Consider the following 23886-nt stretch of genomic DNA (forward strand, 5'->3'; position numbering starts at 1 on the left):
AGCTTGGTGAAAGCCGTTGCAGTTTAGTGAAGTCGAGGTAAAGTAGGGTTAACAAGCTAACGCAGTGAAAAAGAGTAGGAGAGAAATATCAACTACCGCTACCAATTTGCCGATCTCGATCTCAATACCCAATTGGGTACTTTAGTTCGCAATAAGACCCAAGAGGTGAAGCTACCTTGGCTAAGCTACCGCCTATTGTGCGTGTTATGCGAATCAGCACCAGGGATCGTCAGCCAACAGGAGTTGATTGAGCGGATCTGGCCTGAGATAGTAGTGGGGGATGAAACCTTAAAGCAGAGAATTAAGCTTCTGCGCCGTGTATTAGATGACAACGCGGCAGATCCAACCTACATAGAGGCGATCCGTGGTCGAGGTTACCGTCTTATCCCCCATGTAGAGATAACGGCGATTCCAGATCCCAGCCTCTCGGTTAAGCTTAACCTTGCCACCGATACTCATGTGGCCCCAGCAAATGGCAGCAGCTATCCCCTTTATTGGAAAGTCACCTCTCTCACTCTAGCCTTTGTGGTGATTATTCTTGCTTGTATCGCCCTGCTCTACTCTTCAAGCCGCACTATTCCACAGCCGGTTTCACAAACTTTAGCCGCTAAGATTGCCAGTGGCTTCGATAATGAACTCTATGAGAATGGACTGGATTACTACCATAGGTACAGAGAGGAGGATAACAAGCTTGCCATAGAGCTGTTTAACTCCGCCATCGAGATCAATCCCAATATGGCCCGAGCCTATGCAGGGCTATCAGATGCCTATAGTCAGGGAATATTTCAGTTTAATGGCCCCTCCGACTGGCAACAACTGGCGATCGATGCCGCTTACAAGGCGATTGCACTGGATCCCAATCTGGCACAAGGCTATAAATCTCTGGGTCTGGCCTACTACAATCGAGGCTGGTTAACCAAGGCGATATCTGCCAACTTAAAGGCAGTACAGAAACGTAAAAATTACAACGAGGCCATGTCAAACCTCGGCTTTATCTACCGAGAGATGGGGCAACTTAAACAAGCGCTTCACTGGATAGACAAGGCGCTAGAGGCTGACCCAAGTAACAGTGTCAGCATGCTACATAAAGCGCAGATTCTCTTTGCTCTCGCACAATATCCGCAGGCCAACATCTGGCTAGAAAAAGCACTGCAGCTTCAGCCGGACTCTCTACTGGCCAATAACACTCAGGGGCAGAGTTTGCTACAACAGGGGCTATTTCTCCAAGCTAAAGCCCACTATCAGGAGTTAATTGCACGTTACCCAAAGCAGTTAGTGTTTATCGAGGGACTCGCCAATGCTCTGCTCTATTTAGGTGAAGAGGAGCAGGCAAGAGAGTTGGCAAAACAGCTCATTCAATCAGATAACCGACAGGTAAAAGTTCGAGGCGAGCTACTGAGTTACTTAGCCAATGAGCAGGGTACACAGGCGCAATTAGCCCACCTTGAGCAAAGGTTTAAACAGGAACTTGCCCTAGGCTCAGACAGACCCAGCGACAGCATGTCACTGGCTCGCCTTTACGCCAAGAGTCAGGCAAATGATAAAAGCTATCGCTATCTTATACAGGCGATAAACCAAGGTTGGTTAGCAAGGAACCTAGTGATCATGGATCCTAGCTTTAAAGCAATAAAAGAGGAGGTAAGCTTTAATCAGCTCATTGATGAGATGGATAATCAGAGGACGAGGCAACAATAAGAGTGCTTTTGGCTGCCTACTTCTGCGTTGAATGAACTCATAAGGGAATAACCATTATGTCATCCATTCGCTTGAATTAGCTTGCCAAAAAGCACTCTAAGGAGATGGGTGGGCTTATTTTGCTCTGGCGTTAAGCAGTTATCGCTTCTGCCTCTTCCATATCTTCAAGCCTTAGAATTTTGAAGTCAAAATAGGCATAGCTTGCACTGATTAATGGACAAACAAGATTAAAGAAGGCAAATGGAAGGTAGGCAATGGTCGCCACCCCTAAGGTGCTAGCCATATAAGCACCGCAAGTATTCCAAGGCACAAGAGGACTAGTGATGGTTGCCGAGTCTTCAAGGGCACGACTCAGGTTTACTGGTGCTAAACCATGTTTGGTATACTCAACTTTGAGCATTCTGCCTGGCAGTATGATGGCGATAAATTGATCCGCAGTGATAAGGTTAGCTCCGATACAGCTGACAAGTGTCGTCAATATCAAGCTACCACTGGACTTAACAAACACCAGCATACTCTGCAAAATTCGTTTAAGCAGACCAGTTCGCTCCATCACGCCACCAAACGCCATTGCACACAGGATCAACCATACCGTATTGATCATGCTGCCCATACCACCACGGCTTAATAGGCTATCTATCATTGAGTTACCAGTATTGGCTGTATAACCATTAAACATGGCGATCCAGATCCCCTTAATAAGCGCAATGGCGGGAAGCAGCTCAGGATCGTTGACAAACTTAAGCACATTATCGAACTGGAATAGTGCAGCACAAACTGCTCCCGCCATGGTACCAACAATCACAGTGGGAAAAGCTGGCATCTTTTTATAGGCTAAAGCCAGAACTACAAGCAGCGGAATAAGCAGATGAAGGCCGGGTGAGAACTGGGTTTGCAGCACGGCCATGGTTCTAGCCAACTCCGCACCCGTTGCAGGGATCTCGGTATTAAAACCTAAAAAGAGAAAACCAATCAGCGCAATAATAATGCTAGGCACTGTCGTCCACGCCATATGCCGTATATGGCTAAAAAGATCAGTACCAGCAACGGCTGGTGCCAGATTAGTTGTATCAGACATTGGCGACATCTTATCGCCAAAGTAAGCGCCACTGATAATCGCACCAGCAGTGATCTCAATGTTTAACCCCATGGCGCCCGCTACGCCAATCAGCGCGATACCTAAGGTGCCAGCGACCGTCCATGAGCTACCGATACTGATGGCTACAATGGCACAGAGCAGACAAGATGCGGCATAGAAATACTCAGGGTTTAAGATCTTCATCCCGTAGTAGATCATGGTAGGCACAGTACCGGAGAGGATCCAGGTACCGATAAGTGAGCCCACAGTGAAGAGGATAAGCAGGGCTCCTGTTGCCATGGAGACACTACTCACAATCCCCTTCTCCATCTCCTTCCAGCTATAACCGTTCTTCACGCCAATAATCAAGGCAACACACGCAGCCATAATCAGGGCTATCTGGTTTGCGCCCGATGAACTGTCAGAGGAGAAGAGATAAACCGCAGCGGTTAACATCACCACTAGAGCAAAGATAGGAATAAGTGCATCAAATAAGCTAGGTTGCTTATGTTTATCCTCTGGGCCCTTAGGTTCAGACGAATTTGAGCCTGGTTGCGAATGGGATGCTGATTGCTGGGGAGCAGTTTTTGAGGTCATCACTTTTCCTTATTGTTCTTTTTATTTAACCCCGCAAATACCATTCAACGACGGCTTTTTTATTGCGCTCGGTCGATCATATTTACATAAAGATAACAACCGAGTCCAACAAGTATACTGATGTTAAATAGCTGACCAAGCCAAGCTAAAGACTAAATATTCAAACAAAAACCCAATATCACCTATTTATGCACTAATTAAAGATAATCCCTCTATTTTCTATCTAATAATTTAATTTCATCACCCATAAAAAACGGCCTTTTGAGCTAACTCAAAAGGCCGTTATAACTATTTATATAACAATTACTCTGGATTATATTTGTTGTTTGCTAGCTCAATTTTAACGGCTTTAATGCGACTGTCATTAAACAGCTCATCGTTTAAATTCAACAGATCAACATTTTCAGCAGCCTTGTAGACAGCGGAGTTGCCATTAGCAAAAACAAGTTTCAGATCTAAATCGGTGGCAACAGCTTTCGCATCTTGTCCCTCAATCAAGGTAACAAAAACCAATCCCGTTGCTTTAGAGGTAAGATTAAAGCTGCCTTTAGTAACAAGATCGCCAGCAAATAGCTTAACCGTGTCAGCAAAATCCGCAGTCGCTGAAGGCTCAATCACTTTATTAAACGTCTGACCATTAACGACAACAGACTCACTAGCCTCAATTTCAACTGGCGCAGCCAACTCAGGCAGGTTATTCGCCATAGTAAGCGATGAAAATAGAGTAACTGCTGCAGCAGGTAAAAAGATAGATAGTTTCATATTCATACTCCTTTAGTGGCCGATAACGCGCAGTGACCAGTTCTTGATCACACCTGGCTCTTTGTTATTGTTAAGTGGTACAAAAAATACGTTTGAGCTGTTGAAGTAAGCGATAAAAGTAAACTGCTCTTCACCGTTGGTATCAATGGCTCTCAAGGTCCACTCACCTTTGGCTTTTTCACCATAGAATTGGTTGCTCAACAGTAACTGCTGATCAAAGCCTGTGATGCTGGCATCGAGTGACTGACCAACCAGACCATTTCTCGGTGTTTGCAGTACAGAGCGAGTCCCCGCAGGAGAGATAAGCTCAATGGCTAGATCAGGTAGACGAGCGTGGTCTAAGGTTAACTGCACCTGCACCGACTCTACTGTCACATCATCACTAAACGCAATGCTTGACTCACCGCCAACTAAGCTAGCGTCAGGTACTTCAACAGCAAGGTCACTGCTTGCCCACGGGGTGATAACTTGTGGTGGCAGCACACTATTTGTCATACGAGCGCGGCTCATGGCTTTATCCAAATCTACCGCACCAAAGCCGTAAAATGAGTGAAAATCAACACCCGCAGCATTCGTTGTCCAAGGATCAACCGCTTGGTAGCTCACCAACTCACCTTTGTTGTTTACAAAGTCCAGACTCACACCTGGATTTTGAGCATCTGTTTTACTCGCCGTTTCAGCCAACAGTGCACGAACATCTCGCGCCGTTAACGCATGGTTAGTCGACATAATGGCGGCGATAGCACCAGAAGTGTTTGGCGCTGCAGAAGAGGTACCGTTCATGGTACTGGTATAGTTACAATCAGGATCTAGCTCAGTTCCACCATGTAGCCCATTACTGCCAAGGCCTGCTGCAGTGTTCATGCCCGCATCACACCCCATCAGATCTGTGGTCACCATCGCGGGTGAATTGGTGCCAAACTCGCCTGCTGGCGCAGCAACCCACACATTAGCGCCAACAGATGAATAGCTAGTACGGGTACCATCGGCGGTGATCGCACTCGTTACTAAGTTATAGTAGTTAGCATTATCATAGGACTGGTTACTGTTGTGCATAGGCAAGCCTAAATTGTTGCCGCCTGCAAAAAAGTCACCAGGTAACACAAAGAAACCACCACTTCTAAAGTAGCGATAGCCGTTACCCGCCGATTTAACAAACAGTGCGCCACGTCCCCATGCTGCATTGTCGCTAACATCGGACATCACACCAATCTCAAAATTGAATTGAGGATCATCAAAATCAGCCTTGATCGGATCGATTGGGCTAAAACCGTAGCTCTGGTTAAACACTCGCACATCTTGAGTCGCTGCGCCCTTACCATGTGAGATCAACCAACCTTCAAAGGTTTGCTCAGATAACCAGTTAAATCCAAGTAAAGAGGTGTTAGAAGCAACCCCCCTCACCCCTTCACCGTTATGGCCTACCGCGCCAATCAAACCAGCAACAGCTGTTCCATGGCCATTGGGATCTTCAGGGTAATCGACAGGAAATGCTGAATCAGAAATAAAATTCTGGCTACCTGGAACCACGTTCGCTGCCAGATCTGGGTGGTCTATCTGTACACCAGTATCGATAACAGCCACTTTAATCCCAACTCCTGCAATGCCAAATGCTTGAGTAAGCTGAGTATTAAGATCGTTACCCGCAGTACCAGATGATTGGGAAAAAGCGTTCTGGCCGGTATTATTTAAGTGCCACTGCTGTGAATAGAGTGGATCTGATGCGTAACTTGCCGAAGTGAGCCCGATGCCGACCATAGCTAATGCTAACTTTGAATATTTCAAATTCATATTAAGCCTCAAATGATTAGTAATTATTATTTTTCACCGCGTAAATGAATAAAAATTCAATCTTCGCAGGCGTTTTTTGACATTACATGATTCACATTAAGGCCGACATAAGCTTTACTTTAAAACCCCAAAATCGAGTAACAAAAAATTTACATAGCAAAAATAGTGGTACTCTGAATGAAGGGATAAACTCAAACCAAAGATAGTTAACAATCAATAGGATAGATAACAAGCTGCAAGTTTAACTACAATTTAATTAGTAAGTTACAAAATATCGAAGGAAACGACAATTAGTGGGTGAATCGACAGTAAAATTGGGGCTTTCAAGCATTATGCTAATAAATAAATATGCAAAAAAAGCATTAGATAGCAACATTTGCGCTACAAACAGACTTGTTTACTTGACTCTTAAATGATAATGACAGCGTTATCATTTCTAATTTATAGTCTGTGGAGAAATAGAGTTATCGCATAAATATGTAGTAAATGATTAGCTAGAGTTTAAAGGACAGTTAAGAGAATCTCTCACTCTATGTGAGAGACCGAAATCCGTCCTTTCATTCACCCCCTCATTTCACTAACATACGCCCTAAGATGAGAGAAGATTAACCAAGGCAAAGACATGAAATTTACCGCACTTACTCAGCCACTTTATGATCACCTTTATCGTGACATACACCAGTTTCGCTCTACATTCGATCTCCCCAGTGAAGATGAAGCTACATTGGATGATAAGGCTGACACCTTACATACCTCGCTGGCCATCGAAGAGCTAACTGAACTTGCCGAAGCTGATACTCGCATCGAGCAAGCCGATGCCATTGTGGACTCTGTTTATGTGCTTATGGGTCGTCTGGTTCACCTTGGTGCTTCACAGGTTAATGACCGCATTGAGATCAGTTATATCATCGATCTTCTGCTAAATGTCGCTAAAAACCGCGAAATTGAGTTTATTACTTGTTGGGATGAAGTCCATTCAAGCAACATGAGCAAGGTCTGTCGCAATGAAAAGGAGCTCGCTGAAACGGTCGAGTTTTACGCTAAGCAAGGTGTTGAGATTGTTGGTAGCCAAAAAGGCGATTTCATCATTGCCAAGTGCGCCAAAGATGTCGATATGGCTGGTAAAGTGGTTCGCCAAGGCAAGGTACTCAAGTCGGTCTATTACCGCCCAGCCGATCTGGCTAAGCTAGTGAAAGCTTAAAGCTTCAACCTTCAAGCTTCAAAAACAAAAAAGCACTTCGATTGAAGTGCTTTTTATTAGTCTAAAGATAGCGACTTTTTTGAGTTTACTTACCACCAGGCTCAGCAAACTTAGTCATCCAATCTTCAACTTGGTTATACCAATAGATTGAATTATTTGGCTTCATAATCCAATGATTTTCATCGGGGAAGTAGATCATTCGAGATTCTACACCTCGTGTTTGCAAGGTACGAAATAGCTCAAAACCTTGGCCTACTGGAACGCGGTAATCCAGTTGGCCATGAACCACTAAGGTTGGAGTATTGAAGTTTTTAGCACCGTAGTGGGGAGAGATAGCATTGTAGAGCTCAGGCTTATCCCAATAGTTACCAAACCTAGTGCTGTGGACAGAGAAGTCCGCCGCCATTTGCGAGTACATGTTATAGACCGCAGCGTGAATAAACAGGGCATTAAATGGATGCTCTTGCCCCAAAATAATTGAAGTTAGGTAGCCACCATAACTTGCTCCGCCCGCCACTAGTCGCTCATCATCAATCCACTCTTTCTCGGTAAACCACTGCGTTGCCTTAAAGACATCTTCCAGTGATTTATTTTTCCAATCGGGATTTATACTGTCGGCAAACTCTTGGCCAAAGCTATTTGAGCCATGGAAGTTAGGCCAAGCTGTAACATAGCCCCAAGAAGCAAATGTTTGGGCATTCCAACGGAAGTGGAAACCATCAGAGATAGCGCTATGTGGCCCTCCATGGATCAACATCATCAAGGGATACTTTTTGCTAGAATCAAATCCTGGCGGATAATGAACCCACATCTGTATATCTTGGTCGTTGTAGCCTTTATAAGTTACTGACTCATAAGTTCCCATATCGACATCGGCAAGAATATCGTCATTGAAGCTATCCAAACGTGTGGTTTTACCATTTTTAGGATTGATTTTAACCACTCTAGCTGGGTAGAGGAAGCTATCATTAGACGCGATTAATGTGCCGTCTTTTGCAATTGAAAGCCTGCCAAAATTGGTCTGCTGAGTAATGGCTCTTACCTTGCCGTTTTTGCCATTGATATGGAAAATTCGACGAGTAGCAGCATCATCGATTGCCGCATAAAAACCTTTGCTATCTGCTGTCCAGCTAAAGCGAGCTACCGAGCGGTCCCAATCGGCGGTAATATTTCGCTCTGTGCGCTTTTTTACATCAAGCAAGATCAGGTTGGCTGTATCGGCATAAAATCCATGAATAAGCTGACGGGTAAAAGCTAAGGTTTTACCATCTGGGCTGAAGGTTGGATTCGTATCTGGAGCGTTATTTTTTGCCGTTACATTTTCCGCCTTATCACTGCCTATCTTAGCCAAAAAGATATCAATTTTTGGATCGACTCGATTGTCCCAACCATTGCTGTTAAAGGCGATAAAGCGCTCATCAGGCGAAATATCATAGTTCGCAGCACTTTGGGATGAACGAGGCAGTTGCTTGTTCATCGCTTGTGTCACTGCTTCAACCTCGCCCCCTTTAGCGGGAATACGAAAAACATGAGCTTGACGATCCTCCTCTATCCAATGGTCAAAGCTCGAATAGGGTAGTGCATTCCACTGACGGGCAGACACTTTATCCTTTTTATTCGCCGTTAACTGTTCAGCCATCTCAGGCCATGTTTTATCTGGGAAAACACGGCTAATAAAGTAAACATGTTCACCTACCCACTTCACCCCTTTGACCCCACCAGGGACATCTGTGAGTCGCTGAGCTTCACCAGCTCTATCCATAGGTAATAGGTATATCTGCCCATCCTCATCTTCATCACGCTTACTCACAAATGCGAGCACCTTGCTGTCAGGGGAGAACACTGGCTCACTCACCCGCAATCCTTTGGCAGTCAAAGGACGCTGACTAGAGCCATCTTTAGCAAACAACCATAGCTGTGTTGCGCCTTTATCTTCAGGAACATCATATTGAGTGACAGGGGCAATAATGAACTCACCATTGGATGAAATTGTGGGGCTTGCGATGCGATTTAGCTGCCACAATAGCTCAACAGACAGTCGTTTATCATCCACAGGCTTTGCCTGCTCTGCATATACAGGTGCCAGCGGCATCAAGATAATACAAAGCAGTAACAGTCCGACTTTCTTCACGGGTCTTCTCCTTGATTAGATTATTTTTTTTATTCTTGTCAGCACAGGAAGTCAATGTAACCAATGGCAGGTATTTATCGGACCAACATAGACTGAACGAGAGGCGTGATAACTCTAACATATCAACGTTGGCTATCGTCATGCATAACAATTAAATGAAACTTAACGGGAGGGATAAAAGAGATATGACTCACAATATAATGCCCACCAAACAGTATGGCAGGCATTAACCTTTAAGATAAAAAACTATCAATCAAGTTATAAACAGCCGTAGCTATTACAGAGTACTCTAAAGTTATTACTGGTGAATCTTGGCCCCACAAAACTCTGACCAAAAGTCCCCTTTTTGGAGGGGCCACTGACCACAGAGTTAGCCTGATTACCACCTGACACATATGGAGTGAACTTTCTTAACCAAGGGCCGCCACTTGCGCCATAGGTCATATTACAACCCATACCAATGGCATCAGTATCGTCTTTAAAGGATTCAGCAGCACAAGTATTACTGTATTGACCTGAACCTAAATTCCCAGGATAACCAAATGAGAATAGACTTTGCTCAAATGACTGACCATAGGCATATCCCAAATTACCCACCATGCCATTTGGATTACCACTTAATCGGACTAGTGCTAGATCATATTGACGGCTACCGACATTAATCCAATTAGTAAGAACAATCGCACTGGTCCAGTTATACTGGCCGTACGGCTTGTTACCGTACCTCTCAGCAGGCGCAAATACTAAGTTTGAATGCCAGCCACTTCCACGACTATAGACACAGTGAGCAGCAGTAAGCAGTACATTGTTTTTCAGCATAGATGCACTGCAATAGCTGCTACCACCACTCGGTTTATTGAAATAAAGTTTTCCCATGGTTCGCCAAGGGTGATATTTCCAAGACTGGGAATATTTATTGGCAGGGTAACCGGTATACAGATCGGGCTTAGCGGCAGATTTGGCATCATAATCACTGCTGGAGTACTCCTCGGTGATCACCATCTCCTCCATCGCTTTCCAAGCTTCAGGATAGAGAGCTTTAGCATCATCATTGGCTCCAAAAGGTGCCAATTGACTATCAGCGGAGCCTGAACCACCAGAGATTATCTCCTCTTGTTCACCCTTTGAGACAACATATTCTGGCCACTCCATTGGTGTGGCTTGATCCATTTTTAACTGCTTATCAATTAAAGCTGCAACATTTTTCGGTGCCGACTTCTCCTTTACTTCTGATATTTTTATTAGGGATGTATCTGCATTTGCTATTCCAGAACCGAAAAGCAAAGACATATATATTCCCATACAACTACAGACTATAACTTTATGATTGATTTCCATAACTAGCTTCCTTCTAAGTTAATAAATAATCAATTGCATATCCTTTTGCTTGGTCATACATCCATGACATAAGCTATTTAAACTATTTTTCAGAGGGTTATAACCACTAGTACCTTATATTATTTGAATTATAACCAAAGCTAAGGTGAAACCACCCAATAACAATGACTTAAATTGATAAGTAATTTATCCTGTATTACTATTAACATAAGCCTACAACTAAAGTTGTTACTAAGAAGTATCTTGCAACAGTTTAATAAAACATAAAAACAGAAGAAAACACATAATATAAAAGTTACTGAATAATTATTTCATTAATACCTAATAACTTGCTACAAACAAAATAAAATACAAATAAAAACATAAAACTAAATAACGACAGTCAAATGTATTATCATTTAATACTAAAAGATAAATTAAAGTATTACCTATATTTGTTAGGTTAAAAATGAATATTTCATTCAATCTATTTACACTCATTAACAAATAGGCCAAATCGAAAAATATTGGTGAAGGCAGTGCCTCCACCAACCAAAAGCTAAACCCTCACACTAGGAACTTTAATAAGCTAGAGGATCATGACAGTTCACTAATTCACCTTCAAGATCGCCTGCCAACCTCCAATTTTTCACTTTGTTATCGATAACTTGAACAAGCTCAACGCGCTTACAATCTTTGATATTCTTATGGATAGTTAACCACACTGGCGTCAATGTCAGTTGGTTGATGAAGTAATAGGTTTTATTAATAGAGTTAGCAAGGTTACTCCAACGAGTACTAGTGCCATGTTCACTATGATGTGAATTAAACCCAACAGGTGTGGTACATGTCCCCAACATGGTCCGAGTTTGCGCTAGCGCCTCATCTTCAGAAGCGGCAGAGTCTGTCATTGCTAGGTAGTAGGAAGCTCTCTCAAAATTTTGAGTCGATGTCACACCACCTGGGGCTAAATTGACAGGGGTTTTAATTTTCGGCTCTGTCTTCCCCCACATGTACTGCCAGTAATAATCGAGTTTTAGTTGAGTGTCATAATCTGGTTGATTCGTTACCACCCGATAGGTGCTATCACTATGAATAATCAGCTTCCCCTCTCTAATCTCTAGGATCGCTGAGTTACCAGCACTATCAGAAAGAGACAGATGTAATTTCGCTTCTCTAGCCGTTTCTGCACCATCAGGTACAACGCCGCTAATCAGTAAAATATGACTGTTTCGATAGTATTCCAGAGCGCAATTGACATTGGCGAAGCTGTCTAAAGTGAACTGCGCCCAGCGAAGTACGCTTAACCTAGGGGTCGAGTCTTGATGGTGCAATGCTTCATCAGCAAAGCTTGAGTCAGAATCAAACAGAGCATTTACTACCAGACCCTCACTATTCATCCCATCTGCGCTACCTAGCCCTATGTGATCATCTCCCATCACTGAAGCCACGCTGCTGTAGGCCGAGGTCCACTCTAAGCTCGCCTGTTCATTAGTGAGTTCATCTCGTTCCTGTTTCGACAAGCCAAATTTAGTTTCGCCTTTAGGAAATTGGTATAGATACACATTTATCGGACGTGACCAATCCATATTACGTGCCGTGATAGGAAAATTAGGATTTAAACTGTTTAAAATGCGGGTACACACAAGACAACTCCTTTTGTAATGGAAGTAATGGATTACTTATCAGTTAAAAACAACTAGACTAGGATTTAACATAGCAGCAACAAGGAGCGTAAAGCTATTACTTTGAATACCTTAGACTTAAATAGTACTCATAGATTAAGAGCTAGAGTACTAATGGGCATGTGTGGAACCCTGATGATTTTGGGTTTGTGTCTGGGCATTTTCAATTTTGGTAGGCCTGAAGTACGGTTATATGCCTCACTGCAGATAGTTTACGCACTCTTTTCTGGTTATCTGTTTATTCTCGCAATGAAGAATCGCCATACTCTATGGCAAACTCACCTCTATTCATACTCACTGGCCTTCCTGGTGCTACTCGGGATCTATCTTGCAAAATTAGAGAGCTTTCTGCTGGCTTGGGCTTTCACGCTACCAATTATTTTCTATTTGCTGCTAGGACGAAAAGCAGGAAAGTTAATCACCTTAACCATGATGCTCAGTATCATGGTGATTATCTACCCTAAGCTGCCGAGCTTTCGCCCAGTAATGACAAACTTTGCCTTTAGCTATCTGCTTATCTGGGCCATATCACATATCTATGAATCTAATAGAGAATCAGCCGAATTAGCCCTGCATAAGCTGGCATTAACAGATCCTTTAACCGGAACAAACAATCGTTTATCACTACAAGAAAGGTTTAATCAATCGACACAGGTTAGTGAGCATAAACCATTAACGCTTCTGCTATTGGATGTTGATCACTTCAAGCAAGTTAATGATAACTTCGGTCACGTGGCCGGCGATGACGTACTCAAATCGATCGCTAACTTATTGACTAAATATACCGATGATCTTGATCTATTCAGAATTGGTGGAGAGGAGTTCTGCATCTTCCTTCACAACAGCTCTACCCAAGAATCCCTAACGTTGGCCCAGACGTTAAGAGCTAACGTAGAGAGAGAAACTTTCGTTAGCCAAGGGCTTAAAATCCAAGCAACTATTAGCATAGGGGTCACACTCTTCAAAGAGGATATGCAGCTGTGCGATCTACTTCGAAGTGCAGATGAGCAACTCTATAGGGCTAAACTGAGCGGAAGAAACAGGGTCATGCATAATCTCGTACCCGCTATAGAAGAGGAGGTCATGGCACAAACCGCTCCTCTGGTCACATGATATTCTGTTACTAACAGGTTTATCGGTTAATAATCTATTTGCTAACCAGTGCAACTCTAGAGGGCTAAATATCTCGCCAGCTAGTTATGCACCAGTCCGAGAGATTGGTTTGCTCTCAATTTTGGCTACACCGCCCTAAAGCGTCATTATTTAAACTTAAATATCCACTCTGGCGCCTCAAGATCACCTTGAGGCTCTATTCTCTATCTTCTCTTCGCACCGCAAAAACCATGCTAATAACATGGGCAATAACTAAGCTTAAAGTTCAGGTATATTTTCAGTTAAAAACTTTTTCAGTTAAAAAATAATACCAATCAGTATAAAGATTTGATCGCTCAGCGAATAAAACGTTCGACTAAACCCGCAAACACGCCTTTAGCATCATCCGCTATTACATCTCCATGGGTCACAATAATTTTATCGAAATCCCACCGCTGAATATTCTTGATAAAGACTGAGAAAGCTGACTTATCTTTAATGGTGAAACCTAACTTAAGTGGTGGCGCAACACAGGCTCCCTTAAAGCCTAAAGGCCTAAATACGCAGCGGGTCATCACTCCAGCAAAGCCTGAGGGTATCTCATCACTGTGGTTTTGAATGAGATCGGTCACGATTAAGGATCGGCTAGGTTTATGAAAAAAGACCGATTCATTGAACAGCTCAACATTGGGCATAAATTCACGTTCAAAATCATCACACCAGATATTTTCAAAGTGCTTTTCAAGCACCATATAATTATCCAGCTTCACTTTGTTAGGGATCCCTCCACTGACATATAGCTCAGCCTCAGGATAAGCGGTTTGCCAAGCAGACAACCAGGTATTATGCCCATTAGCGGCTCCGACGATAAACGTCACCTTGCCCAGCTCATCTATCTCAGCTTGTAACTCAGGATTAGGTTTTGTTGGCGAATGTATCCAAAGACCTCCACAACTCAGCTTTACAATGGTCATACGTAACCTAAGCTGGATCCCACCTAATGGCATACTATCTTCATGTGCCCATATATTTTCACCTAGCTGCACTAATGACATATTAACCCTTAGTTTTAACGTGACGTAACGACTAACCTACCTAGAGATTCAATTAAAGAACAGAGATTAATGCTAAACAGCCATGAACAGTGTTTGTATTATTTACCTTCGGTTTGTAATAACCAATACAAGCCCTGAATTGCACTACTCGGGAATGCGGTTTGGTGATTAGCCTCATCAAATACGACTAATTTAAGTTGCTCAGGACTCACCATTAACGGTGATAGCTGTTTAATAAACTGCTTAGCATCTCCCGTCATATCAAAGTTAGACTCCCCTTTGCCACTATTGGTTTCCAACTCTCCAATACCGATGAAGATACGACTATTTATCGATATCTCTCGCTGGTTTACGGCGCTGAGATGTTTGAAAATAAGCCCTTTATCCCACCAAAAAGAGGGACTACCCAGCACATAACCACTAAATAATTCGGGATGGTGAAGTAAGAAATAACTACCAAATAGCCCTCCAAGCGAGTTCCCAACATAGAGTCGTTGAGTCGCTTCGGCACGATAGCGTTTCTCTACAAGTGGGATCACCTTACCAGCAATAAACTCACTATGACGCTCAGCCCCACCAGTCACTTTCTTCCAGCTTGTATCGACACTGATGGTGTAGTCCCTCACTCGACTTCTATCTCCTCTAAGCCCTTTCTCCCAAGATATCCCAACAATAATTGCTTGCTCAATGCTGTTAATATTCATCGGATAGCGAGTTGCTCCAGAGACAACCTGAAAAGTGTACATAGCATCAGTAAGGTAGATCACTGGGTACTTTCTAAGTTGATTCTTTTGCTGGTGATAACCCTTAGGTAGCTTGATATACAGCTCATAGGAGCGTTCGCCATCGCTAATTTTCACCGTTTCAGTTCTGGGAATAGTGAAGCCTTGAGGCTGTTGCAGAGTGCTTTTCTCATTAGCAAAGAGAGGAGATACACTCAGGCTACTGGCTAATAGGAAACTTAAAAATAACCAATTTTTCATGTTTAAGAACCTGAACTAAGCTCTGCCGATATTGCTGGGCTATCGCAAGTTTGGAGCTCCTGTGTCGTTGCGCCATCGGTCGGTAGAGGCACGCCTGACTGATTGGCTATATATTGCTGGAAATATTCAACCAATGCTTGAGGATCTACAAGGTGCATATCGATGCTATCGACCTGCTCAGTAAGCTGGCCTAAACCGCCAAAATAGGTCTGTGGTTGCTTAAAGTTCAACTTGATATTGCTGCTAGCGCCGTAGCCAAAATGCAGCCCCTCTTTATTCTCCTTCCTAGAGTACTCACCGATTTCAATATCAGCGATGTCGGTTAATTTAATCGACATAAAGCCCCATACACTATTGTTAATAATTAGATTCTCGTGCTGGCAGTAGAGTGAATAGTGTCTGGAGAGCCTATAGTTTGCCGTTACCATCACTAGGCTATAGCTAATAATACTGGCGACTATAATAGCGGCTAGCTGACTCCAAGGCTCAATAACAAAATAAGCTAGCGATGCGGTAGCCAGAGTCCCTAAAATTAGCAGGAACCAACACCACAGAGAGCTCGAACGTAGCTTTAGAGACGTGATGGCTGGGATATGGTTGCGTGATAGGTAAGGGATGGCGTAATACCAGCTCGCAGGCTCCGAGGCCATAACTAATGCCAGAGAACGTTTCTTATCATCTTGCTCTTGAAAGGTCTCTAAAATATGGACCCTAGGATCGCCAGACAGGTTTCGCGCTTGCCATAACCCCTTTACGATACTCACCATCAAGAACAACTGAATAGCCAATAACACAGCAATAATCGGGTAACGTAGCCAGGCAATAAACTCAAAATAGCCCGCGATTTCAGCAGGGAAACTCAGCCTTGCGATTAAACTACTCAGGCTAAATATGAGCAACATCTTCCAAAGCTTCTGCTCACCAACTTTAATGATACAAAACCAATAACTGAGTGGCAGCAAGATAAAATAGAGTACTGAAAAGCCAATAACCAGCCTCAGATTCAGATCGCCATCTAAGCTCTCAGGCAGAAACTGAAAGCCGAGGGAGTAACTCACTATGGCGCTGATTAGAAAGATAAGTCTGAACTTTACGCTACGCCTCATAAAGGCTCCTTGCGAATAGATGTTGACGCTATGTTACATGAATTACACTAGCTAGGCATATATCCCCAAGCGACTTGGAAATTCAGGTAAAGGAAGAAGAGAGGAAGGACATTGAGCAAACTAGCTCAATGTCCTTAAACAGGGCTAAAGGCTAGACAAGATAATCAACACCAAGGGCAACAAACAAGCTCAATCCCGCCCAGTTATTATTCAGAAAAGCTTTAAAGCAGGGAGCACGTTCTCGCCCATAAATAAGCTTCTGTTGATAGAGACTAAAACCAACAAAAGTGATAATACCTAAGGCGTAAACTAAGCCACGATCGGCAGCCCAACCAGCAATAATGAAACAGGCAAGTGCAGCCAGCTGAAACAGGGCGATAACTTGACGGTCATACTTACCAAATAAAATGGCGGTGGATTTTATTCCCACCTTAAGGTCATCATCTCTGTCGACCATGGCATACATGGTGTCGTAAGCGACAGTCCAGCACCAATTAGCCGCAAATAACCACCAAGCTTCCGCTGGTACGGTCCCTGTTTGCGCCGCATAGGCCATGGGGATCGACCAGCTCCACACCACACCGAGAAACATCTGCGGCATATTGGTAAAGCGTTTAGTAAAGGGATAGATGATGGTGAGTATGATCCCCACAAAGGAGAGCTGCACCACTAAAGGGTTGAGCATTAAAACTAGACCGAAAGCGATAAGTCCCATCACCACAAAGAGGGTTAAAGCCTCTTTAACAGAGACCTCACCACTGGCCAAAGGGCGAGATTTAGTCCGCTCAACATGGGAGTCGAGTTTACGATCTGCGTAATCATTAATAATGCAGCCACAAGCTCGCATCACGACTACGCCGATAATAAAGATCACTAAAACCTTAAGATCAGGCATGCCACCGGCCGCTAACACTAGCGCCATCAAGCAGGGCCACATCAGCAATAAGGTACCGATTGGACGGTCCATGCGGGCCAAACGTAAGTAGATCTCTAATTTATCCTTCACACTCATCTAGGCTCTCCTAAAACCGCTTCGGCCTTTAACGTATCGATCTAAAAAATCATACAACATTATGACTGACACACATCGACTTGCAATCGCTTTCTAGCAGGTTTCAAGCCTTGCATAAGCCACCACCAGCCACTTGCTGCCCACATCGAAAAAGTTCACCTGAACTCTAGCTTGCGGACCACTTCCCTCAGTACTGGTCACCTTACCTTCACCAAATTTAGGGTGCATCACACCTTGTCCAATCTGAAAGCCCGACTCATTCACAACAGTTGAGCGGGTAAATGAAGGCTGAGCGCGAGAAGGCGTGCTCACTTGGGTTTTCAAGCGGATCTCTTCCACATGTTCAGTGGGGATCTCCTTGATAAAGCGTGACGGTCTAGCAAAGTTTTCACGACCATAGATACGGCGTGTTTCCGCATAGGTGATATACAGTTTCTCCATCGCGCGGGTCATGCCCACGTAACAGAGACGACGCTCCTCATCGAGTCTGTCACCCTCATCCATTGCCATCTGGCTCGGGAAGATCCCCTCCTCAACGCCAGACATAAATACCACTGGGAACTCCAGACCTTTTGCCGAGTGCAGCGTCATTAACTGCACCGCATCAGTAAAGGCATCAGCTTGTCCTTCACCGGCCTCTAATGCCGCATGGGATAGGAAAGCATTCAGCTCACCCATATCTTCATTCTCTTCCGGCATAACGAAAGTACGCGCAGCTGTCACTAACTCGTCGAGGTTTTCAACACGTGAGCGTGCTTTCTCGCCTTTTTCAGCCTCATACATGCTCTTAAGACCAGACTCTCTGATCACATGATCTGTGGTTCGATGTAAACTCAACTCTTCAGTGTCTTGCTGCATCTCAACAATCAGATCCATAAAGCCACGAACCGCATTGGCCGCACGTCCGCTCAGCAGTTTCTCCTCCAGTGCACGCAAACAGGTTTGCCACAAGGTGAGCTCTTGCTGACGAGCGGTAGCACGCAGGATATCTAAGGTTCGACCACCGATACCACGGGCTGGCGTATTGACCACACGCTCGAATGCCGCATCATCATCTTTATTATTAATCAGACGCAGATAGCTCATCGCATCTTTAATCTCTTGGCGTTCGAAGAAGCGAAGGCCACCGTAAATACGGTAAGCTAAGCCTTTATGCAGTAATGCTTCTTCTAGTACTCGTGACTGCGCGTTGGAACGGTAGAGGATTGCACAGCTACTTAAGTCACCGCCCATATCATGCCAATCACAGATACGGCCGACGATAAATCTCGCCTCATCCATCTCATTAAAGGCGCAGTAGATAGCGATCTGCTCGCCATCTTTATCTTCGGTCCACAGCTTCTTACCTAACCGCTCTGGGTTATTAGCAATCAGCTCATTCGACGCCTTAAGAATATGGCCTGTAGAGCGGTAGTTCTGCTCCAAACGTATAGTGCCCGCCTTGGGGAAGTCCTCTAAGAACTTATGCAAGTTCTCCACCTGAGCACCACGCCAGCCGTAGATAGACTGATCATCATCACCGACTATCATTACGTTGGCATTGTCACCCGCTAGCACGCGGATCCACGCATATTGAATGGCGTTAGTATCTTGGAACTCGTCCACTAAGATATTTTTAAATCTGTCTTGATAATGCTTAAGCACATGGGGCTTATTGAGCCAAAGCTCGTGGGCACGCAGTAAAATTTCAGCAAAGTCCACCAGCCCTGCGCGATCGCAAGACTCCTGATAAACCTGATAGATTTGCAGCAGCGTCTGCTCAATCGGGAAGCCACCCGCATCGATATGCTTAGGTCTTAAACCTTGATCTTTCTTACCATTGATATAGCCCTGAGCCTGACGAGGCGGATACTGCTTCTCATCTAAGTTCAAGCTTTTAAGAATGCGTTTAATCAGTCTTAACTGATCGTCAGAATCGATGATCTGAAATGTCTGGGGCAGATTGGCATCTTGATAATGAGTACGCAGCAGACGATGAGCTAAACCGTGGAAGGTACCGATCCACATGCGTCCCATATTACTACCGCTCACCTTCTCCACACGCTCACGCATCTCAGCGGCAGCTTTGTTGGTAAAGGTTACCGCCAAAATAGAGTATGGACTTTGCTGTTCAACCTGCATCAGCCAGGCAATTCTATGGGTTAATACCCGAGTCTTACCACTGCCAGCACCCGCCAACACCAACATACTGGATTGCGGTGCACCAACGGCTTCACGTTGTTTATCATTCAGGCCGTCAAGTAAAGAAGATACGTCCATTATTGCCTCCAAAAAATCGAGGATGCAGTATAACAGTAAGGGGGACTTGCCAGCCAACAAGTTTCAAGTAGTCTTTTTTGAGGTTCATTTGGCGATATCCAAAGTGCCATAGTTGAATGTGTGTTTATTGCTTGCAGCAGGCCTAATGTGCAGATACTTCGGTGACTCGGCGCAAGCACATCTGGCCTCCAAGGATGGAGGAAATGCAGAAAAAATGTCTGGAACATTTTCTGCCCTGTAAGCTCTACCAAAACCTCCCTGTTTTGGAAGCTCTCAACCGCGTTCACACTGAGTTGTTTATATCTTCGATTTAGCCTAATTGGCTACGACCCCTTTGTTTTACTGATAAATAATCAAGTTACTTAGTCTAACGTGAGCTCTACCACATCTTTTCTGGCGGCAATGCGCATGGTCATTAGCAAGGTTTGCTTTTTAAGGTCAGTAATATAATCAATGGTGTCTGGTAGTTGACCGATAAACCTAAATTGCTTGTCGTCTAGCCCATATGACCAGAGTTGAAAATCATCATTAACTCCATAAACAAGGTTATTCTTGATGATGAAACGCTTATCACTGCCTTGCAATTCCAATGCGCTGACTAGCTTGTCCTCTGCGCCATCGGGGCGCCAAAATCTATCCATATGGTCCATATAAATTAACTGGCCAGTGTCACTTTTTGCCGCCCAGGTGATTCGCTTATCACTAAGCTGGTGTATATCTCCGGTTGCTAGGTTAATTTCAGCAAATCTTTCCACGCCGCGTATCTGAACCATGGCTAAAGCAGTCTGCTTACTGCTATCCCAATCAAACAGCTTGGAAAGCGGTTGTGCTAAGCTGATGCTAGTTTCACCGCCGTTTACATCGATCTGTTTTAGCTCAGAAGAGACGTTGACCAGTAAACTGTCTCCATCGGCCCCCCAAACAAAGTCATAGATATAACTGCTTAGTGGAAACTGACTTAATTGCTGAGTATTGCTCCCCTGAGTCAACCACATTTGCCAACTGCCTGAACGTTTTGAGGTATAAGCAATGGCATCTCCATTAGGTTGATACTTTGCGTGATTTTCACCGAATGTAGAGCGAGCGATCACGCTATGGCGGAAGTTACTGCCATCGAGAGATAGTGGATTATCGGTAAATTGTGATAGCGGCACTGCAACAATATCACTGTCATAGTGGCCTTTTATGGCTAGCATTCTTTTACCATCGGGATGGAAAAGCGGTGAACCAATCCCATCGACTAGCGGCAAGCTCACTGGGGTAATTTGACCTTTGAAGGAGAGGGTAAACAGCTGCTTACCGGTACTGAAGATCAGCTGGTTATCCCGCGGAGAAAAATTGGCAGAGATATTACGAAACTTAGGAATGCTATCTGGATAGTCAATGAGATGACTGCTAGCAAGTTGTCCATCAGGGGTTAAGGTTTCGATATAACGCTGGTCATCATGATGAATACTAGTAAGCGCAATGAGGTTTTGACTTGGCGAGTAGTCATAATCGATTAAATTGCCATCCTCAAGGGAAAAAATCGTGTCACTGCTGTGACTACTGATTGAATAGCGGATAAGCTGCCAGCGATGAGCCAGTTGTTGCATTAAAGTGACTTGGTCTTGATTGAGCCACTGCAGCGAGCGAATTTTTGAGTTGTTACACTCCATCAGAGTGGTCGGTGTTTGCGGTGATTTTAGCGCCTTGGCAAAATCTAAGCTTTGTAATTGAAAGCAGCTTTTCTGAGTGACAGCTTGTCCGCAACTATTTTGTTCGACAAAGGCAAGTTTGCTGCCATCATCTGCAAAAGCTAGGCTGCCATATGAACCTAAATCTTGAGTAAGTTGAAACTCCTCTTGAGTAGCGAGGTTTTTCGCCCATAAATGGCTGGTACATAAGACTTCGGGGTATCGCATAAAGATGACATATTCGCCATCAGGGGAATAGATACTGGCCAGCTCCCTGTTGTCAGTAGAGGTCAGCGGCTGCATACTTTTAACCACTAACGGGGTTGATGCTGTTAGGGGAAAAAACTGATAACCGATAACCCCGAACACTATAATCAGTAACGCGATTACGGCAGAGATTAAGCGCGAGACGGTCTTACTTGGTTGATGCGGCGAATCCTCTACTTGCACAGCCAGTGTTGTCGGCAAGGGAGATGAGTCTTTGTTTGCGTTATTAGGTTCAGGTTGCTGCCAATGCACATCGACTTCAAGACTGTAGCCCTGTTTAGCATGGGTCTTGATATAACGTTGAACTTTGCCATCATCACCTAGGGCTTTTCTTAGCTGTGCGATGCAGCGTTGTAGAGTATTGGGGGCAACGACGCTATTGGGCCAGACATGGCTCAACAACTCATCTTGACTGACTACACTAGCTTTATTTTTAGCTAAACAGGTTAGTACAGCGAGCGCCTTGGGCGGCAAAGTTTGGCTTTGTTGCTTTTGGGTGAGCTGATTTCTGCTCAAATCAACAAAAAAATCCCCTACCCAATATTGTTCTTCCATTCACCTGATACCCAAAAAGCAGTCCGCGTCAGCATCTATTAAAACCCAAATAAACATCATAACCAATTGCTAATTAAGACTATCTAAAAAAATCAGCAAGAAATCAGCAAAAAATCAGCATGAGTTCATGTGTTTTACGAGTCAGCCTTTAGCTTAGAGGTTATCGAACAGGAGTTAAATCCGAACGACTTGCACTCAGGTCGTTCAACGCAACATGGAGAATAAGATGGGTATTAATACACAGCTAAAAACATTACTGCTAAGTGCTTCATTAAGCGCGCTAGTGTCACTACCGCCTGCACACGCAGGGCAAAATAATCGCCAAGATCAAGCACCGATGGCAAGTGCCAAAGAGGCGAAAATAAAACACTGGCGCGTACCTAATAGCGAGCTTAAATTTACCGACATTAGTGAGCTAAAAACCGCTTTTATTGATAGCACACCTGCGGCTAAACAAGATGGGATAGCGGTGGGGAAATTGGGCCTCGATGCCGGCAATAATGAGCAGATAGTCGCTTTGGCCAAAGAGATTGCGGCAGGAAAACACGGTAAGTTCGATAGTCTGTTGATTGCCCATCGAGACAAATTACTTTTTGAATCCTACTTCTCTCGTGGCCGCATTGACCTCCCCCACCCACAATCGTCAGCAAGTAAAGTCTACATCAGCACCATAGTTGGCCGCGCGATCCAGCTGGGTTACCTCACCATGGCAGATCTCGATAAGCCTTTAGTGAGTTTTCTAAAAAACTTAGACCCCAGCAGATTCACCAAGGGGGCTGAAAAAATCACCCTTCACAAAGCCATGTTGATGCGCTCAGGCATACGGATTAGCGATGAACAAGCTGAGAAATTTAGGCAAAGCTCTCCCGAATTAAAAGGCCAAGGGTTACTACAAGCGTATCTGGAAGCCAGTGCGCCGATAACCGAAGCTTCACAGTCATTTAAATATCAAAACGATCCTATGTTAGTGATGCAAGTGATTGAAGCTGTGGTACCGGGCTCGGCAAAAAAATTCATCAAAACAGAGCTGTTAGATAAGATGGGGATCAGCAATTATGGCTGGAGTACCCACCCAGTCTCAGGTCTACCAGGTGATGCCAGTATGACCTCACGGGCAATGCTAAAATTTGGCAAACTGGCCATGAATAACGGCCTGTGGAATGGTGAGCAACTGATCCCCGCAGCTTATATCGCAAGGGCCACTGATAGGCTGATTTACCCGAATGAAGCGGAGATCTTTGGCGGCGGTGAAGCAGTGTCTAATCAAGGTTATGGCTACTATTGGTGGGGCACTGATTTAACCTATGATGGTAAAAGTTACGCCAGTGCCTCGGCCCAAGGGGGCGGCGGCATGTACATCATGTTGATTGCAGAGTTAGATCTGGTGATAGTTGTCACAGCTCATGAACGAGAGAACACCACCCAGCAATTAATCGCCGAGAGAATTCTGCCTGCGTTTGTGTCACAACCGGATAAGCTGGCAAGTCATTAACGCAGCCACTCTCAAACTAGGTTTGAGACTTGCCTGATAGCAAGTTTCAAATCTCTTTAGGATTGGTTCATTGGGCGGGTTTGGTGTTTGGTTGGTATCCTAAATACCATAGCAGCAAGGTTGTTTATTGCT

At 44.3% G+C, this 23886-nt stretch carries 16 protein-coding genes; 4 read left to right on the plus strand and 12 right to left on the minus strand.

Annotation, left to right across the window (positions count from 1 at the left end; all coding sequences use genetic code 11):
- Positions 1-165 precede the first annotated feature (165 nt).
- On the plus strand, positions 166-1695 hold the full coding sequence (locus tag SWOO_RS22970; protein ID WP_229377267.1) for a tetratricopeptide repeat protein: 1530 nt from the start codon (positions 166-168) through the stop codon (positions 1693-1695).
- Between the two features lie 130 nt (positions 1696-1825).
- Here SWOO_RS22970 and nhaC read toward each other — a convergent pair whose 3' ends face one another.
- The 3 genes from nhaC to SWOO_RS22985 form a co-directional block, all read right to left on the minus strand.
- Positions 1826-3370 carry a Na+/H+ antiporter NhaC gene (nhaC, locus tag SWOO_RS22975; protein ID WP_012327063.1) on the minus strand — a complete coding sequence of 515 codons (1545 nt, stop codon included), beginning with the start codon at positions 3368-3370 and terminating at the stop codon, positions 1826-1828.
- A 303-nt stretch (positions 3371-3673) separates the two neighbouring features.
- Positions 3674-4132, minus strand: coding sequence for a hypothetical protein (locus SWOO_RS22980; protein ID WP_012327064.1), 459 nt, complete (start codon positions 4130-4132; stop codon positions 3674-3676).
- A gap of 12 nt (positions 4133-4144) precedes the next feature.
- A complete protein-coding gene (locus tag SWOO_RS22985) occupies positions 4145-5923 on the minus strand; it encodes a S8 family peptidase (protein WP_012327065.1) in 1779 nt (592 codons plus the stop codon).
- Positions 5924-6545: 622 nt separating this feature from the next.
- Here SWOO_RS22985 and SWOO_RS22990 point away from each other — a divergent pair.
- A complete protein-coding gene (locus SWOO_RS22990) occupies positions 6546-7124 on the plus strand; it encodes a nucleoside triphosphate pyrophosphohydrolase family protein (RefSeq protein WP_012327066.1) in 579 nt (192 codons plus the stop codon).
- An 85-nt stretch (positions 7125-7209) separates the two neighbouring features.
- Here SWOO_RS22990 and SWOO_RS22995 read toward each other — a convergent pair whose 3' ends face one another.
- The 3 genes from SWOO_RS22995 to SWOO_RS23005 all read right to left on the minus strand — a co-directional run bounded on the left by SWOO_RS22995 (position 7210) and on the right by SWOO_RS23005 (position 12218).
- Positions 7210-9255, minus strand: a complete 2046-nt coding sequence (locus tag SWOO_RS22995; RefSeq protein ID WP_012327067.1) for a S9 family peptidase — start codon at positions 9253-9255, stop codon at positions 7210-7212.
- 258 nt (positions 9256-9513) lie between these two features.
- Positions 9514-10545 carry a trypsin-like serine peptidase gene (locus SWOO_RS23000; protein ID WP_229377268.1) on the minus strand — a complete coding sequence of 344 codons (1032 nt, stop codon included), beginning with the start codon at positions 10543-10545 and terminating at the stop codon, positions 9514-9516.
- 608 nt (positions 10546-11153) lie between these two features.
- Complete coding sequence (locus SWOO_RS23005; RefSeq protein ID WP_012327069.1) at positions 11154-12218, minus strand: linear amide C-N hydrolase; 1065 nt, start codon at positions 12216-12218, stop codon at positions 11154-11156.
- Between the two features lie 102 nt (positions 12219-12320).
- Here SWOO_RS23005 and SWOO_RS23010 point away from each other — a divergent pair, with 102 nt between their 5' ends.
- Positions 12321-13370, plus strand: a complete 1050-nt coding sequence (locus tag SWOO_RS23010) for a GGDEF domain-containing protein (protein ID WP_157582366.1) — start codon at positions 12321-12323, stop codon at positions 13368-13370.
- 335 nt (positions 13371-13705) lie between these two features.
- On the opposite strand, the gene SWOO_RS23015 is transcribed toward SWOO_RS23010, so the two are convergent.
- The 6 genes from SWOO_RS23015 to SWOO_RS23040 form a co-directional block, all read right to left on the minus strand.
- Positions 13706-14404: a DUF4336 domain-containing protein gene (locus SWOO_RS23015; RefSeq protein ID WP_012327071.1), complete on the minus strand. Its 699-nt coding sequence runs from the start codon at positions 14402-14404 to the stop codon at positions 13706-13708.
- A 98-nt stretch (positions 14405-14502) separates the two neighbouring features.
- Positions 14503-15387 (minus strand): alpha/beta hydrolase, encoded by an 885-nt coding sequence (locus SWOO_RS23020; RefSeq protein WP_012327072.1) that lies wholly within the window; start codon positions 15385-15387, stop codon positions 14503-14505.
- Positions 15388-15389: 2 nt separating this feature from the next.
- Positions 15390-16493, minus strand: a complete 1104-nt coding sequence (locus SWOO_RS23025; RefSeq protein ID WP_012327073.1) for a hypothetical protein — start codon at positions 16491-16493, stop codon at positions 15390-15392.
- A gap of 151 nt (positions 16494-16644) precedes the next feature.
- Entirely contained in the window at positions 16645-17505 is an 861-nt protein-coding gene (ubiA, locus tag SWOO_RS23030; RefSeq protein ID WP_012327074.1) for a 4-hydroxybenzoate octaprenyltransferase, read from the minus strand.
- A gap of 93 nt (positions 17506-17598) precedes the next feature.
- Positions 17599-19764: a DNA helicase II gene (gene uvrD, locus SWOO_RS23035; protein WP_012327075.1), complete on the minus strand. Its 2166-nt coding sequence runs from the start codon at positions 19762-19764 to the stop codon at positions 17599-17601.
- Positions 19765-20126: 362 nt separating this feature from the next.
- On the minus strand, positions 20127-22262 hold the full coding sequence (locus tag SWOO_RS23040) for a winged helix-turn-helix domain-containing protein (RefSeq protein WP_012327076.1): 2136 nt from the start codon (positions 22260-22262) through the stop codon (positions 20127-20129).
- Between the two features lie 226 nt (positions 22263-22488).
- Here SWOO_RS23040 and SWOO_RS23045 point away from each other — a divergent pair, with 226 nt between their 5' ends.
- The gene (locus tag SWOO_RS23045; protein WP_012327077.1) at positions 22489-23754 is read left to right on the plus strand and encodes a serine hydrolase domain-containing protein; all 1266 of its coding nucleotides are present in this window, start codon (positions 22489-22491) and stop codon (positions 23752-23754) included.
- Positions 23755-23886 lie beyond the last annotated feature (132 nt).

The organism is Shewanella woodyi ATCC 51908 (assembly GCF_000019525.1).
GTDB classification, from domain to species: domain Bacteria; phylum Pseudomonadota; class Gammaproteobacteria; order Enterobacterales; family Shewanellaceae; genus Shewanella; species Shewanella woodyi.